Origin of the sequence: Aquiflexum sp. TKW24L, from assembly GCF_023502205.1 — a bacterium.
GTDB lineage: Bacteria > Bacteroidota > Bacteroidia > Cytophagales > Cyclobacteriaceae > Cognataquiflexum.
Genome location: NZ_JAMFLG010000019.1, coordinates 53,016 through 67,771 on the forward strand (window position 1 = coordinate 53,016; position 14,756 = coordinate 67,771).

The window sequence follows — 14,756 nt, forward strand, 5'->3', positions numbered from 1 at the left end:
CTTCTTACCTCTTACCCTTTTCCCTAACTTTGAAACTTTTTAACCTTGACACTTTCAAATTAAATCAATCCTCCTTCCCCGACCCTTTGAAAAAATCGTCTTTGTCGGCAAAAAGAACATTGAAAGTGGTCAGTGAACCATAGGCTCTCGTGATGTACTGCTGCAAGGCGATCCTGTCCTGATCGTCGAGTTTCTCGTGGTTATTGATATTTTGCTCGAGGACGCGGAGCCGCTCCCTGACCATGACGATCTTGTGAAAAAATGTGGCAATCGGTACTTCCTTGTTGCTCATTTCGGGATTATAGGGATTGAGAATCATGTTGCCTTTGAGCCACTTTTGTGCCATGCTGACTTTTGGCAAAGCTTCCGCAGGCGGGATTTTTTTGATGGCGTTTTCTACCGCCCTTTCGATATCCGCAAGGCTGAACGCAATCGGATCTGCTTCTTTCTTTTCGATCAGTTCAAAATGCTGAAAGTCCCTTGCGATGGTTTTGACCTCCGCGATAAAGTTAAAATAAATCTTGTAAAATGAGGCATCTGCCTCCACGACTACACCCTTCCCAAACTTTGGATGTCTGACTTGACTGCCGATTCCCAATTCCATTGCTGACATAATAATATTAATTTTGTTACCAAATGATCAGGTCAATATATAAGCTATTTTTATAATTTCACAGCCACATATACCCATCTTATGAAATCAATCGATAGACTCCGTTTACTTTTTGAGGAACAGATCAATGTTATGACCATTGCAGAAAACCTGATGATTTTTGACCAAGGTAATTACAGGGAGGAAATGGAAAAACGGAATTTTCAATCTGCCGTGGTAGACGTAGATGGGGTTTTGATGAAATTCGATATCGGTGACGAACTTCCTATTCCCATCCCTGAGGAAGACATCATGCCATCGGAAACTCCCCTTTTGATTGCCTTCAGAATGCTGATAGGCAAAAGGCGGTATTTTATAGAAGAAGATGGAAGGGTCGCCCACATCGTCACCCGAACCGACCTGGACAAGATTCCCCTAAGATTAGGTTTTTTTGGCTTGATCAGCCTTTTAGAAACACACCTGAAGGAACTGATCCGCAAACAGCTGCCGCATTGGGAACAAAGCATTTCCGAAAACCGGCTCAACAGTGCCCGATCACTTTATGAGTGGAAAAAAGGACGGAAAGAAGAAATTGATTTGGTGCAATGTTTACAGTTCGGCGACTTGGGTTCTATCTTTTCCAAAAACCAACGATTCAAAAAATTTGATCCGGAGTATAGCAGAGACCGCTTTGTCAAGATGATGAATGAAATCGGTCAGTTGCGCGATGCCTTAGCCCACTCCCAAGGAAATCTTGGTTTTTCATGGGAGGAAATAGACCATATCATCCGGTTTATCAGGATTATTATCGATGAGGAAGATCAGGTTTTTGAGAAATAGGTTATGAGGTTATCTGCTTCTTATCTTTTTTTTCGCACTTTAAGGTGGGGCGTTGCCCTGCCATCTTCGTAGCAAAAATTTATCAAGGGAAATACAGTAGGGGCGTAGCCCTGCAATCTTCGTAGAAAAATGTGTGAATCAAAAACGAAAGGGGCGTAGCCCTGAGATCTATCGTTATTTCGTCTTTGCCATAGGTTTTTAAGATTTCAGGGCTACGCCCCTCTTGGGTCCGTTGTTGATGTTGTTTATTACGAAGATCAGAGGGCTACGCCCCTCTGGGGTCTGTTGTTGATGTTTTTTATTACGAAGATTAGAGGGCTACGCCCCAATTGTCAATCTGAAATGTTCTTGATTTGAAATCCATTGGGATAATTAGTAAATGTGAAGATTGAAGAGCAGAATCTCTATTGTTGTCAAGGGCGTAGCCCTTAAATCTTCGTAGCAATTTGATTGGTATGAACGCAAGGGGCGTAGCCCTGAGATCTATTATTCATGCTTATTTGCCACAGGTTTTTAATATTTCAGGGCTACGCCCCTCTTGGGTCCGTTGTTGTTGTTTCTTATTACGAAGATCAGAGGGCTACGCCCCCATTATCTATCTGAAATATTTGATAAGAAATAAATGGGGATAATAATCAAATATGAAGATTGAAGAGCAGTTATCCCGATTCTAGGGCGTAGCCCTCAAATCTTCGTAGCAAATTGATATGGGATATGAACGCAAGGGGCGTAGCCCTGTGATCTCGTAAAACTACTTCATTCTCCAAATATTCTTGTCGGAGAAGCCTTTTATTTTGGGTTCGTGTGTGTATGAAATTGGCTAACCTGTACAACAGATTCGCCCCATTCTGAGGTCGAGAGTCAAAATCTATCCACCTTAAACCCTGCCAATTCCATACTTGGGGATTTTTGGGCATGGAGTTCTGCGAGGATCTTTCCCGTTGCAGGTGCCAAACTGATTCCCATCATGGAATGGCCGCTGCCGACAAGGACATTCTTCCAATTCGGCGCAAAACCTATATAAGGCAAACCATCGGGTGAACAGGGTCTCAAGCCCTTCCATATCTGATCGGTTTCGGGAAATTTGGATTGGAAATCCGGATAATACCGGTTGATGGATTCGAAGATTCCTTTGACGCGGTTGATGTTGATGGACTCGTCCGTACCGGCGATTTCCATCGTGCCACCAAATCGGATCTGATTTCCATAAGGACTGACGGCAACTTTCATTTCTGTCAAAATACTTGCCTGCTTGATCTCAGGCTTGTTTTCCTGAATAAAACTGTATCCTTTTCCGCCCATCATGGGAAGTGAAAAATCCAACATCTTAGCCAATTCGGAAGACCAAGCGCCTCCACAAAGCACAAAATTATCCCCTTCGATTTTTTCCTCCGAAGTCAATACGCCGATGACTTTATCGGATTTTGTTTCAAATCCGGTGACTGTCACTTGGTTTTTGAACTGCACACCATTTTCTTCCAAATGTTTTTTCAAAAAGCCATACAAAGCAGCAGGAGAAAGGTGGGCATCTCCTGGAAACAAAACCGCACCACGGGCTTTTACCTCAAGGTTGGGCTCGATATTCCGGATATCATCCCTACTGAGGATTTCTGCCGCCAAACCATGTTTCTGCGCCAAATGTGCATATTCAATCTCTTCTTTTTCTACCTCAGCAGTTTGGTAGATCATCATCAAACCCTTTTCTACCAAACCCAAGTTCGAATCCAAATGCTCAGCATTAAACTGCTGATACAAAGCCTTGCTCATCAAGCTGAGGTTTTTCAGGTAGGGGATACTCTTCTCGACATGGGATTTGTTGGCAGATTTGTAAAAAAGCCAAGACCATTGTAACAGTTTACGGTCAAATCTGGGGTGTACATAAAACGGGCTTTTAGAAGAAAACATCCAGGAAATCCCCTTGCTGATCATGCCCGGAGCGGCTAAGGGAATGATGTGACTCGGCACGATCATCCCGGCATTGCCGGTGGAGCAGTTGACCTGCATGTCACCTTTGTCGATGATGATGACTTCAGTTCCTGATTTTTGAAGGAAATACCCAGTAAACAATCCGACGATCCCGCCGCCGATGATGATGGTTGGTTTCATTTTTTAGATGTGAGATGGGAGACTTGAGACATGAGACTGGATTCGGGTAAGGTTAGGAGAGAATTGAAATCCTAATGGCTATCGGGATGGAAAATTTCAAAATTGTAAAGATGGGCTTTTCTGTTTCTGATACTTGGTACTTTGTACAATGTTTAATACTTATTTCTCGCCTCTCGTTTCTCGCTTCTCGTTTCTCGCATCTCATTTCTCGCCTCTCGCTTCTTTCAAATTACCTGAAATCCATGCACGTAAGGATCTTCGTCGTCGAGGAATATGGTATTGTAGCCTGTCACCACTGCCCAACCTTCGATACTTGGAACGATGGCCGAGAATCCCCCGACGGTGGTCTCCTCTTCTATCCTGCCTGTAAACTTGGATCCGATAAAGCTCTCATGGATAAATTCATCCCCTTTTTTCAACAAACCTTTGGCATGCCACTGTGCCATCCTAGCCGAAGTGCCTGTTCCGCAGGGTGAGCGGTCGATGGCTTTGTCTCCGTAGAAAACCGCATTTCTGGCGGTAGAAGTGGGATCTATAGGTTCGCCTGTCCAAAGCAAATGCGAAAGTCCCCGGATAGAAGGATGCTCGGGATGGACAAATTGGTGGGAAGCGTTGATTTTTTTGCGGATTTCCCGGCTCCACATGATGAGTTGCTCGGCACGGTAATTTTGGATTCCTGAGAAATTTTCCTGTGGATCGACGATGGCATAGAAATTTCCCCCATAAGCCACATCTACCTTGAGTGTACCCAAGTCATCACAATCTACCTCAATGTCTGTGGCGGCAAGGTAGGAAGCGATGTTGGTCAGCTTGACGGATTTGACTTTTTTGCCTTCTTTCACATAGCTCACCCTTACCAATCCGGCAGGTGCTTCGATTCTCAGTTGGCCGGGAATTTTTGGTATAATCAATCCTTCTTCGATCGCAATGGTAACAGTTCCGATGGTGCCGTGACCGCACATGGGCAGGCAACCACTTGTTTCGATAAATAAAACCGCGACATCATTGGCAGGATCATGGGGTGGAAAAAGCATCGAGCCCGACATCATATCATGTCCACGTGGCTCAAACATCAGCCCTTTGCGGATCCAATCTAAATGGTCCAGAAAATACTGTCGCTTCTCGACCATATTTTTCCCTTCCAAAAAAGGAACTCCACCGGAAACAAGACGGACAGGATTGCCACAGGTATGGGCGTCAATACATTGGAAAGTGGACCTCATATTTTAATTGAAGTAAGGGTGAAATATGATAGAAATAAGGTTGAAATACGATAGATATAAGGTTGAAATAAAAAGGGAAGCGATCCCCTATTTCCATTTTATATCGCCGAAGGCATATTTCACGAAGTATATATCCACCTTATTTCTTGAATTCGCCGTCTATTGTTCTCCAAATCCCCAAAGGATTGCTTTCTCTCAATGCATCTGGCAATAATATATCAGGCATGTCTTGGAAGGCTATCGGTCTAGCAAATCTCTTGATCGCGTAGATACCGACAGAAGTACTTCTGCTGTCAGATGTGGACGGATAAGGACCGCCATGCTGCATGGCATAGCCTACTTCGACTCCGGTCGGAACGCCTTTGTACAGCATTCTGCCACATTTTTCCTCCAACAGATTGATCAGAAAAAGTTTGTCGCTGAGTTCATCTTCTTCCGCCCAAATGGTGATGGTCAACTGTCCATGGAGTTTTTCGGCAATAGCGAGCAAATCATCTTCCCCTTCATACACCACCATCAGCGCAAATGCCCCGAAAACTTCCTGTTGGAATTTGTTATCTCCCAACCAATCCTTGGCTTTGATTTTTGCCAAGGCAGGATGGCCTTTGATCAAGTCTTTGGCGGCGGCAACTTTCACCCATTCTAATTCTTCCCTACCCTGCAGGTATTGCAGTGCATTGTAATAAGCATCCGCAATACCTTCATGCAGCATCGGTGCTGCGGCTATGTCCTCGATTTCTGATTTTATTGCTGCCGCAAATTCTTTTTGCAGACTTTTTGGGACAAAGATCAAACCCGGATTGGTACAGAACTGCCCCACTCCAAGGGTCAAAGAAGAGATAAATGCTTTCGCACTACCTGCAATATCTTTAGACAGTTTTTGCTTGAAGGTGAAAATCGGATTCACAGAGCCCATCTCGGCATATACAGGAATCGGTTCCACTCTTTGGCTTGCTGTCTTAAACAAGGCCATGCCACCATAATGTGAACCGGTAAATGCGATGGCTTTTGCAATCGGATGGACTGCCAGGGCTTGTCCTTCTTTGGCTCCCCCTTCCACATGCTGAAATATTCCATCCGGCAAAGCTGAATCTACTACCGCTCTATGAATGACCTGGGCAACAAGTTTGGAAGTCTCAGGATGTGCGGGATGTGCTTTGTAGATGACCGGACAACCCGCTGCCAAGGCAGAAACGGTGTCACCTCCTGCTGTAGAAAATGCCAATGGAAAATTACTTGCTCCAAATACGACGACCGGACCGAGTGGAGTTAAAAACCTTCTGAGATCCGGTTTTGGTGCCGGAGTGCGGTTTGGATCTGCATGGTCGATAGTTGCTTCAACCCAACTTCCTTCCTCCACCAACTTGGCAAACAAGCGGATTTGACCTGTGGTCCTTCCAAGTTCACCGGTGATTCTTCCTTCGGGAAGGTTGGATTCTTTGGATGCCAAAGGGATAAGGGTTGCTTTTTCAGCTTCCAATCCATCTGCGATTTTTCGGAGAAAAGCCGCTTTCTCTTTTCCGGGAAGGTTTTTATAAAACAAAAATGCTTCCTGTGCTTTGGCAAAAATCTGGTCGTTGGTCATGGAGTTTGGTTAATGGTTAATTGGTTGTAATTGTTCTATTTGTTGTAATTGTTGTCGAGTTATCAAGTTGTCGAGTTTTGTGACATCCAGATTCTTCCAATCAAAAGGCCAAGAAATCAAATAAAGTTCACCCTACATCGTCCATCGTCCATCGTACTTCCTTCCCTACTTCGTACTTGGTACATCGTACTTCGTACCTAGGACAACTTCGGTCTGTGTTCCAATCCAATCTTGATGATGTTTTCGATTTTCACCCTTTCTTCTCCGATCAAAGTCAATCTTGGAGCGCGAACCCATTCTGTACCGATTCCTGCCATCTGCTCAGCGAGTTTGATGTACTGCACCAACTTCGGATGGATATCGAGTTCTAATAAAGGTAAGAACCAACGGTAGATTTTTAAAGCCTCTTCTGTCTTTCCGGCCTTCACGAGGTTATAGACGGCAACAGTCTCCTTTGGAAAAGCACATACCAAGCCGGCAACCCATCCGTCGGCACTCATGAGCAATTCTTCCATTGCCAAAGTATCGACGCCACAGAGGATTTTGAACCTGTCACCAAAGAGGTTTCTCATCCTCGTTACATTAGAAATGTCTCTTGTAGATTCTTTGACGGCTTGGATATTGGGGCAATCGGTCAATTCCTCAAACATGGCCAAGGTCACCAAAGTCTTGTAATCCACGGGATTGTTATAGATCATGATCGGCAAATCTGTACTGTTGGCCACCGCCTTGAAATAAGCCACGGTCTCTCTCGCGTCAGAACCATACCGCATCGGAGGCAAAAGCATTAAACCTGAAGCGCCCATTTCCTTTGCCTTGTGTGCCCAGAATATAGCATCTCTTGTTGCTCCTTCGGCAATGTTCAGGATAACAGGGACTTTGCCATTGACATACTTTACCGTCTCGCTTGTCAACTGGATTTTTTCATCCAGGCTGAGTACAGAGGATTCACCCAAAGTGCCTCCAAGGATGATACCATGCACGCCGGCTTCGAGCTGCGCATCGAGGTTTTTAAAAAACATGTCCATGTCCAAGCTTCCATCCTGATGGAATTTGGTCGTCACTGCCGGAAATACACCTTGCCAATTCATATTCTTTTCTTTTTTTACCCAAAGGTAAATGGATTAATGGCTTGATGCTTACACTTGATTAGTCAATTGTAATACCATATTGATTTTGAATTAGATATTTTGGTAAAAATAAATTAATATCATATTGAAAATCAATCAGTCCATAGATGACAGTCAACAGAATGCTAATCGTTTCTCAACCATTATTTTGTTTGGCTACGTGAATGAAAAACTAGACAGTGCCTTCTACTCTCTTGTTTCTCACTTCTCGTTTCTCGCTTCTCGTTTCTTGCTTCTCAATTATGAGTCTAAAAATAATCCCCTTCAAAATCCCCAAGTCGCAAAAGGAATTTGTCCGCTTCCAGGTGGATGAAGGGAGCCACTTCTATGATAAACTCCACCAGCATCCGGAGTGGCAACTTACCCTCATCCTGGAGGGAAAAGGCCAATTGATGGTTGGGGATTATCTAGGGAGATTTGAACCGGGGGATATCTACCTGCTTGGTTCAAATGTGCCGCATGTCTTCCGTTCTGATGAGGAGTACTTCCAAAAAACCTATACCATCAAATCCGTCAGCAACACGATTTTCTTTGATTTTGAGGCGCTCGGTAAAGGAATCTGGGAAGTAGAAGAATTCCTTGAACTCAGACAATGGGTCAATGCCATCAAAGGTTGCTACGTGGTCAGGTGCGAAAATCAGGAATTCCTTAAAACCAGCATCCAGACATTTGCTTTAAAAACAGGGATGGAAAAAGTCCTTGCAGCCTTGGAAATGATCCGGTCCCTGCAACAACCCAATGCGATGCAAGCACTAAATCGCCTGCTTCCTATTAGGGATTATTCCGAACTTGAAGGAAAGCGCATGGGCAATGTCATGGCTTTTATCCTTGCAGAGAACCACCGCAACATCAGCCTAAAAGAAGTAGCAGAAACCGCCAACATGAGCAAAGAAGCGTTTTGCCGCTTTTTCAAAGAGCGGACCGGCAAGACCTATACCGAATTTCTCAACGAACTCCGTATCCACAAATCCTGTCACCTGCTCCAAGAAACCGACCATTCCATTTCTCAAATCGCATATCAGACAGGTTTCCAAAATCTTTCTTACTTTAATAGGGCTTTTAAAAAATATATACTGACCACCCCGAAATCATTCCGCAAACAAATCCATTTTCAAAACCTATGAAAAAATTGCTCCTCATTTCCCTCATGTTCCTGATGGCTTGGCAGGTATCCGCCTCCGAACTCTATCCTGCCATCATGAGCTTTCAAGCTGACCGGACTGCCCTGAACAGAAAGTATAACAATTTCCTCTCGGATGAATATTTTGAAAGGATCGACCGCTTGTATCTTGATTGGTTGAAGGCCCTCGAGAATATGCCCTATGATTCTTATTCGGCAGATGGCAAATTGGACTATCAGATATTCAAAAATTACCTCGAAAAGGAAAGCTACTTTCATTCCGCTGCCTTTGAAGAATATAAAGCCGTAAAAAATGTGGTGGATTTTGCAGCGCCGCTGGAAAAATTCTATCAGGCAAGAAGGATGGCCATCAAACCCAATGCACAGGAATTGGCTGCTACTTTTACCCAGGTCGAAATGGCCATGAAAACCAAATGGGAGCAAAGCAAAAAAACCAAGCCTTACGACAATTGGCAAAAAGCGGAACTGGCAGCTGGAGTAGTAGAAGCGATGCGAAATAGTACGGCGGAGGCTTATAATTTTTATAACGACTATGATCCTGAATTCACTTGGTGGATGAAAATGCCGTCGGAAAGTTTATCGAAAAGCATGACCGAATATGCTGAATTCCTAAGGAACCATTTTGAAAATACCGTGGTGAAGGATGATGGATCGGGAATCATCGGCAAAGTGGTAGGCAAAGTAGCCATCGAAAAAGAATTGGCTTACAACATGATTCCCTATACTGCGGAAGAACTTTTGGCAGAAGGGGAAAAGCAATATGCCTGGTGTGAGCGGGAAATGCTCAAAGCCTCACAGGAAATGGGATTTGGCAATGACTGGAAAGCAGCCTTGGAGAAAGTCAAAAATACTTATGTCCCGGCCGGATTATGGCCGCAGATGGTAACCGAAATGGCAGAGGAAGCGATCACCTTCTTGGAGGAAAGAGACTTGATGACCATTCCTGAAATGGCCAAAGAAACCTGGCGAACTTCCATGATGTCAGCTGAAAGGCAAAAAGTCAGTCCCTTCTTTTTGGGTGGGGAAACAATCATCATTTCCTATCCCACCTCCGAAATGTCCCATGCCGACAAAATGATGAGCATGCGGGGAAACAATCCCCACTTCTCTAGGGCCACGGTGCAGCATGAACTGATTCCCGGACACCACATGCAGCAATTCATGAATCAGCGTCATTTCCCTCACCGAAGGATGTTCAATACGCCGTTTTGGGTGGAAGGATGGACTTTGTATTGGGAGTTTAACCTTTGGGATAAGAATTTTCCAAGAAATGCCGAGGACAAAGTGGGCATGTTGTTTTGGAGAATGCACCGGGCAGCAAGGATTGTTTTCTCACTCAATTACCACCTTGGCAAATGGACGCCGCAACAGTGCATAGACTTCCTCGTGGACAAGGTAGGTCATGAGCGGGCAAATGCTGAGGCGGAAGTCAGAAGGTCATTTGAGGGAAGTTATGGTCCACTTTACCAATTGGCGTATATGATCGGTGGACTGCAGGTCTATGCTTTGAAAAATGAGATGTTGGCCTCAGGAAAAATGACCGAAAAGCAATTCCATGATTTCTTTATCAGCCAAAACTACATGCCTATCGAACTGCTGCGTGCGCGGATGAAAGAAGAAAATCTCCCACGGAATTTTAAGAGTAATTGGAGGTTTTTGAACCCTTGAGGTCTTTCCGACCTCGAGGGTTTAGAAATTTATTTTAAAAAGAATAGACCTTCGAGGTTTGTAAAAACCTCAAAGGTCTATTCACTTTCACTTCTCCAACTCCTCCTGTTTATCTTTTTTCAGAGTAATAATGATTGCTCCGTTTTTGGCTTTTTCCCCAAATCTTATGGTTGCTGATTCACCCTTCAGGACTTCAATGCTTTGAATATCACCGGGGTTGATATTATCAAAATCGAAAAATTCCTCCAGTCCATTTTTTGTTTTAAGGTAGTAAACCGGTTTATCCCCTTTAGATTTTTGGTCCATTTGAAGATAAATCTTCGAATTTGGATCAGCATTTATTATCCAATCTCCTGATTGGCTTGCTGTGCCGGTTAAGGCTTTTACTCGTTCTTGGACGGGGGGGCTGTCAGAATCTATTGGCCCTGTACCAATTCTAAATTGTGGACTCGTGCTTTGAAATGTAGGCGGGATCTTCGACGGAGAAGCATATAGCATCCAATTTTTGGACCCATTCAAAGAAGCTTGTTGGTTTTCTGTCAGCTCATTTTTTATGGCAACCAGAGTACTGAGCTGCTTTTTCTTCAACCGATTTTCTATGTCCAAAACAACATCCATCTGCTTGGAAACAGCTACCGCATCAGGTTTGGATTCTGCTAACAGTTTTTTCAGCTTTTCGGTTGCCGCATCAAGGTCCCATTTGAGTGTACTGAAGTCCGCGGCATTGGTGCTGTGGATTTTTTTGATTTTCTCTGCTTGGACATCAGAAAGGGAGATTTTATCCCGGTTTTTCATGACGACATCCGCAGAGAAAAGATATTCCTGAAACATATCCTGGGCATTGCCCAAGCTTACGGTGAGGAACAGGAGCAAGAATAAATAGTTCTTTAGCATAGTCAAGTAGATTTATTGTTGGTTTAGTATTCAGTCAAAAGGGAGGCAGTGGGAGATTCCCAAGTTTCCAGGTATGTCTTTTCTTCGATCAGGATTTGTTGGTTGTCATTTTCATCTTTCTCAAGCGTGATTACAATTACCTCAGCCGGAGGATTGAGTTCCTGTTTTTGCTGAGGCCAAAGGAAAAACCCCACAGCCAAAGAAGCAGCGATCCCCATTGGGATCCACCAATTAATGCTGCTTGATTTTGTTGGTTCTGGGAAAACAGGAATATCCATCTTCCGATCATTCTCCTTTAATTGATCAAAGAAGCTTTGTATTTCTTTATCGGTTTCGTTTCTCATCACTTTTCGATTCTTGTTTTTTCAATCCAATCTTTCAGTCTTTTCTTTCCGCGGTCATAATGTGTCCGTACCGTGCCGATATGCAGCTGCATCACCTCTGCACATTGCTCTAAAGTCATGTCGTGGTAGAATACCATCAGCAACACTTCCTTTTGCCGATCCGGAAGCGCTTGGAGCAAAGCCTCATGGGAATCATTTTCTGGAAGATCATCTTCATAAGCTATGTCAGGCAGCTGGTCTAAGGAGGAATTTTTATTTCCCTTTCTCAATTCTTCGTAAGCCGTATACCTGATCACAGAAAACAGCCAGGTTTTCACTTGGGATTTTTCTTTATAGACAGCTTTGCCTTCCAGTATTTTCAGATACACAAGCTGCAAAACATCCTTGGCCCGTTCTTCATCAAACGAACAACATTGCCGCGACCAATGGTAAGCTTCGGAATGAAGTTCTTTGAGGATGGTTTCGAGCCAGTGTTTTTTCATTTCTGATCTTTAGTGTCAAAAAGTTAGGGATATATGACAAGATGTTCAGGAAGTTTTTAGTATGAAAGGAAATATGGTAGATGTAAATTGAAATAAAGTTGAAATAATATGGGCAGAATATGATGTTTTCTTGATAGATAGATTAAAAAAACACAAGGCAGGTTATGTATACCTGCCTTGTTTTAAAGAGATGAAATTCAAGGTTTTAATCAATTGGAAATCCTTTGGCTGCCCACCAGATTCCCCCATAGATATGTTTGAGGAAGTCATCATCCAAAAATGCCCAGTCTGTATGACCCATGGCAGTGTAGAACATCCTTCCCCCATCAAACTCATTGGTCCAAGACATCGGGTGAAATTCTCCCATGCCGTTTTTGGGATCATAAGTTCTTTCGTCAGCTGTAATCAGTACTTTTACATCAGGATTGAAATTTTTGAAGGCATAAATCTCATCTGACCAAACCCATTTTTCAGGCAGGTGATAAGTTGCCGGATGCTCACGGTTGACGACGTTCAGTTTCAAAGTCTGCTGATCCGGGTGATTCAAAAACTGCGCACCAATCAGCTTGGTGTACCAAGGCCATTCGTATTCGGTATCGGTCGCGCTGTGGATACCGACAATGCCATTTCCTGCTTGGACAAACCTTTGGATCACGGCTTTTTGTTCGTCATTGAAAATCGTGCCTGTGGTACTCATCATAACCATGACATCATAGCGCTCGAGGTTTTTGTCGGTGATATAGCTTTCATCTTCAGTGGTGAAAATATCAAATATCTGGTCCCTAGCGAGTTTTTTTAGTGCGATTACGCCATCAGGGATGGATTGGTGTCTAAATCCTTTGGTTCTGCTGAAAACAAGAACACGGAATTGGGGATTGCTTTGAGCAAAAGATTCCAAGCTCAAGCCAAACATCATGATGCAGACGAGCAGTAGGGAAGAAAGATAGGTTTTTAGGTTCATGTTATTTTTAGGTATTAAGATTTTAGTATCAAGTATTATGAAACGAGAGACAAGAAGAGAGGCAAGAAGCGTGAGGCGAGCGACAAGTAGCGAAAGGCAAGAGTCAATTTTCTAATTTTTCAATTTTGTAATTTTCCAATTTCTACCTCACCATCGCAAATTTTTCCCCAGCAACTTTTCGGGTGAAAGCATTAAAATGCCACCATTCTGAGCCAATTCCTGTAAATCCACCATGTTTCATTGCCATCCGGAGAATTTCCCTGTTGAGGATATGTTCTTTGGTAATATTCCCTTCCAACAGCATCTGGGCTTCCCTGTCAGGATAAGCCGGATAGCCAAAGAAATCAAAAGGCGTTCCCATATCCAATGTGATACCTGTTTTTTGGTTAGCCAAAGTCAAGTCAACAGCAACTCCGAAGTTATGCAAACCACCTACTTTGGGATCCGCCACATACAGCGGTTTTACACTATCGGGTTTGTCTAACTCATCCCAAAGGATCTGTTGCACACTTTGGGGACGGACGCCATCATAAACCAAAAAAGTCAAGTCAGGATATTCTTCTTTCAGTTTTTCGTGGGCTTTTTTGAGCATCTCCGCGACTTCAGGCTGCACATAGCATCTTGTCAGATCACCATAGACATCCTTTCCAAAGAAATTATCGGTGGTAGAATATTTCAAATCCACAAAAATCCCGGGAATCACCACCTCCACATCAACCAATCCTGCATCGATGATTTTTTGTTCCAGTTCACTTACTTCATATCTGATCTTAAACTGTTCGTCTCCGATAGAAACCAAGTCATCAATTTCCACCCCGTTGGAAGTCTTTTCATTGATCTTGGACTCGCAGGAAATAAAGATGAGGAGGAAGAATATGAAGGATATATTTTTCAAGGGAAAATTCATTAAAGTTTCTTAGTTATGACCGTGGCTGAAGCCTGAGCGGTTGGAAGTATCACAATATCCGCCAATACAACATGTCCCGGTCGGCTGACAGCAAAAGCGATGGTATCGGCGATGTCTTCAGGAGTCAGCGGCTGAAGCCCCTGATATACTTTTTTGGAACGCTCGGCGTCGCCTTTGAATCGTACCATGGAAAACTCTGTTTCTACCAAACCTGGATGTACTCCGATCACCCGGATTCCAAATGGATTCAAATCCATCCGCATCCCTTGTGTAATCGCATCCACAGCATGCTTGGAAGCGCAGTAGACATTGCCGTTGGGATAGACTTCCTTTCCCGCAATAGATCCGATATTGACAACTGTACCGGACTTTCTTGCAATCATATTTGGCATGATTTCTTTGGAAACGTACAACAATCCCTTCACATTGATGTCCATCATGGCATCCCAATCGTCGGTATTTCCGCTTTGGATCGGATCAAGACCATGGGCATTTCCGGCGTTATTGACGAGTACATCGATGTTTTTCCAATTTTCAGGAAGATTTCGAAGTTCCTTTTGCACCGCTTCCCTTTCTCTGACATCAAAGCAAAGTGTCAATAAATCAGTCCCAACAGGCAAATCTTTTGAGAGATTATTTAGGCGGTCTTTGCGTCTTCCGGTAGCGATGATGGCATATCCCAATTTTGCCAAAGCAATGGCTGTGGCTTTTCCTATTCCTGAAGTAGCACCGGTGATGCAGGCAATTTTCCTTTCCATAGCCTGAATCTAAAAATTATTGACATGGAATAAAATATGGAATCTATGAAAGGAGGAAAAAAGACTTGGGGAGGGTTTAGTGTTCAGTTTTTCAGTAGGCAGTTTTCAGTAATCAGTTTTCAGTG

The 14,756-nt window shown here is 43.6% G+C and carries 14 protein-coding genes; 3 read left to right on the plus strand and 11 right to left on the minus strand.

Annotated elements, in window-relative coordinates:
- Nucleotides 1-64: 64 nt before the first annotated feature.
- The gene (locus M3O96_RS13385) at nucleotides 65-613 is read right to left on the minus strand and encodes a DUF8685 domain-containing protein (protein WP_249721192.1); all 549 of its coding nucleotides are present in this window, start codon (nucleotides 611-613) and stop codon (nucleotides 65-67) included.
- 81 nt (nucleotides 614-694) lie between these two features.
- Between M3O96_RS13385 and M3O96_RS13390 the strand changes: the two genes are divergently transcribed.
- Nucleotides 695-1,432 (plus strand): CBS domain-containing protein, encoded by a 738-nt coding sequence (locus tag M3O96_RS13390; RefSeq protein ID WP_249721194.1) that lies wholly within the window; start codon nucleotides 695-697, stop codon nucleotides 1,430-1,432.
- An 861-nt stretch (nucleotides 1,433-2,293) separates the two neighbouring features.
- Here the strand turns inward: M3O96_RS13390 and M3O96_RS13395 are convergent.
- From M3O96_RS13395 to M3O96_RS13410, 4 genes are all read right to left on the minus strand, one after another.
- Nucleotides 2,294-3,538 carry an NAD(P)/FAD-dependent oxidoreductase gene (locus M3O96_RS13395; protein ID WP_249721196.1) on the minus strand — a complete coding sequence of 415 codons (1,245 nt, stop codon included), beginning with the start codon at nucleotides 3,536-3,538 and terminating at the stop codon, nucleotides 2,294-2,296.
- 224 nt (nucleotides 3,539-3,762) lie between these two features.
- Complete coding sequence (locus M3O96_RS13400) at nucleotides 3,763-4,761, minus strand: 4-hydroxyproline epimerase (protein ID WP_249721197.1); 999 nt, start codon at nucleotides 4,759-4,761, stop codon at nucleotides 3,763-3,765.
- Nucleotides 4,762-4,900: 139 nt separating this feature from the next.
- Nucleotides 4,901-6,346, minus strand: coding sequence for an aldehyde dehydrogenase (NADP(+)) (locus M3O96_RS13405; protein ID WP_249721198.1), 1,446 nt, complete (start codon nucleotides 6,344-6,346; stop codon nucleotides 4,901-4,903).
- Between the two features lie 197 nt (nucleotides 6,347-6,543).
- Nucleotides 6,544-7,437 carry a dihydrodipicolinate synthase family protein gene (locus M3O96_RS13410; protein ID WP_249721199.1) on the minus strand — a complete coding sequence of 298 codons (894 nt, stop codon included), beginning with the start codon at nucleotides 7,435-7,437 and terminating at the stop codon, nucleotides 6,544-6,546.
- A 281-nt stretch (nucleotides 7,438-7,718) separates the two neighbouring features.
- Between M3O96_RS13410 and M3O96_RS13415 the strand changes: the two genes are divergently transcribed.
- Nucleotides 7,719-8,600 (plus strand): AraC family transcriptional regulator, encoded by an 882-nt coding sequence (locus M3O96_RS13415; RefSeq protein WP_249721200.1) that lies wholly within the window; start codon nucleotides 7,719-7,721, stop codon nucleotides 8,598-8,600.
- Nucleotides 8,597-10,285: a DUF885 family protein gene (locus tag M3O96_RS13420; RefSeq protein ID WP_249721202.1), complete on the plus strand. Its 1,689-nt coding sequence runs from the start codon at nucleotides 8,597-8,599 to the stop codon at nucleotides 10,283-10,285. The genes M3O96_RS13415 and M3O96_RS13420 overlap by 4 nt, the downstream gene beginning before the upstream one ends.
- 87 nt (nucleotides 10,286-10,372) lie before the next feature.
- Here M3O96_RS13420 and M3O96_RS13425 read toward each other — a convergent pair whose 3' ends face one another.
- From M3O96_RS13425 to M3O96_RS13450, 6 genes are all read right to left on the minus strand, one after another.
- Complete coding sequence (locus M3O96_RS13425) at nucleotides 10,373-11,179, minus strand: hypothetical protein (protein WP_249721204.1); 807 nt, start codon at nucleotides 11,177-11,179, stop codon at nucleotides 10,373-10,375.
- A 23-nt stretch (nucleotides 11,180-11,202) separates the two neighbouring features.
- The gene (locus tag M3O96_RS13430; protein WP_249721207.1) at nucleotides 11,203-11,523 is read right to left on the minus strand and encodes a hypothetical protein; all 321 of its coding nucleotides are present in this window, start codon (nucleotides 11,521-11,523) and stop codon (nucleotides 11,203-11,205) included.
- Complete coding sequence (locus tag M3O96_RS13435) at nucleotides 11,523-12,005, minus strand: RNA polymerase sigma factor (protein ID WP_249721209.1); 483 nt, start codon at nucleotides 12,003-12,005, stop codon at nucleotides 11,523-11,525. Before M3O96_RS13435 ends, M3O96_RS13430 begins: the two co-directional genes overlap by 1 nt.
- 205 nt (nucleotides 12,006-12,210) lie before the next feature.
- Nucleotides 12,211-12,966 carry a ThuA domain-containing protein gene (locus tag M3O96_RS13440; RefSeq protein ID WP_249721211.1) on the minus strand — a complete coding sequence of 252 codons (756 nt, stop codon included), beginning with the start codon at nucleotides 12,964-12,966 and terminating at the stop codon, nucleotides 12,211-12,213.
- A gap of 142 nt (nucleotides 12,967-13,108) precedes the next feature.
- Nucleotides 13,109-13,774 carry a M15 family metallopeptidase gene (locus M3O96_RS13445; protein WP_502798916.1) on the minus strand — a complete coding sequence of 222 codons (666 nt, stop codon included), beginning with the start codon at nucleotides 13,772-13,774 and terminating at the stop codon, nucleotides 13,109-13,111.
- A 98-nt stretch (nucleotides 13,775-13,872) separates the two neighbouring features.
- Nucleotides 13,873-14,631: an SDR family NAD(P)-dependent oxidoreductase gene (locus M3O96_RS13450; protein ID WP_249721214.1), complete on the minus strand. Its 759-nt coding sequence runs from the start codon at nucleotides 14,629-14,631 to the stop codon at nucleotides 13,873-13,875.
- Nucleotides 14,632-14,756: the final 125 nt, after the last annotated feature.

What these genes read in the sequence shown, in the direction of transcription:
- M3O96_RS13400 (WP_249721197.1), bottom strand. Translation starts at nt 4,761, where the DNA reads ATGAGGTCCACTTTCCAATGTATTGACGCCCATACCTGTGGCAATCCT.
- M3O96_RS13435 (WP_249721209.1), bottom strand. Translation starts at nt 12,005, where the DNA reads ATGAAAAAACACTGGCTCGAAACCATCCTCAAAGAACTTCATTCCGAA.
- M3O96_RS13390 (WP_249721194.1), top strand. Translation starts at nt 695, where the DNA reads ATGAAATCAATCGATAGACTCCGTTTACTTTTTGAGGAACAGATCAAT.
- M3O96_RS13405 (WP_249721198.1), bottom strand. Translation starts at nt 6,346, where the DNA reads ATGACCAACGACCAGATTTTTGCCAAAGCACAGGAAGCATTTTTGTTT.
- M3O96_RS13420 (WP_249721202.1), top strand. Translation starts at nt 8,597, where the DNA reads ATGAAAAAATTGCTCCTCATTTCCCTCATGTTCCTGATGGCTTGGCAG.
- M3O96_RS13425 (WP_249721204.1), bottom strand. Translation starts at nt 11,179, where the DNA reads ATGCTAAAGAACTATTTATTCTTGCTCCTGTTCCTCACCGTAAGCTTG.
- M3O96_RS13415 (WP_249721200.1), top strand. Translation starts at nt 7,719, where the DNA reads ATGAGTCTAAAAATAATCCCCTTCAAAATCCCCAAGTCGCAAAAGGAA.
- M3O96_RS13440 (WP_249721211.1), bottom strand. Translation starts at nt 12,966, where the DNA reads ATGAACCTAAAAACCTATCTTTCTTCCCTACTGCTCGTCTGCATCATG.
- M3O96_RS13450 (WP_249721214.1), bottom strand. Translation starts at nt 14,631, where the DNA reads ATGGAAAGGAAAATTGCCTGCATCACCGGTGCTACTTCAGGAATAGGA.
- M3O96_RS13385 (WP_249721192.1), bottom strand. Translation starts at nt 613, where the DNA reads ATGTCAGCAATGGAATTGGGAATCGGCAGTCAAGTCAGACATCCAAAG.
- M3O96_RS13410 (WP_249721199.1), bottom strand. Translation starts at nt 7,437, where the DNA reads ATGAATTGGCAAGGTGTATTTCCGGCAGTGACGACCAAATTCCATCAG.
- M3O96_RS13395 (WP_249721196.1), bottom strand. Translation starts at nt 3,538, where the DNA reads ATGAAACCAACCATCATCATCGGCGGCGGGATCGTCGGATTGTTTACT.
- M3O96_RS13430 (WP_249721207.1), bottom strand. Translation starts at nt 11,523, where the DNA reads ATGAGAAACGAAACCGATAAAGAAATACAAAGCTTCTTTGATCAATTA.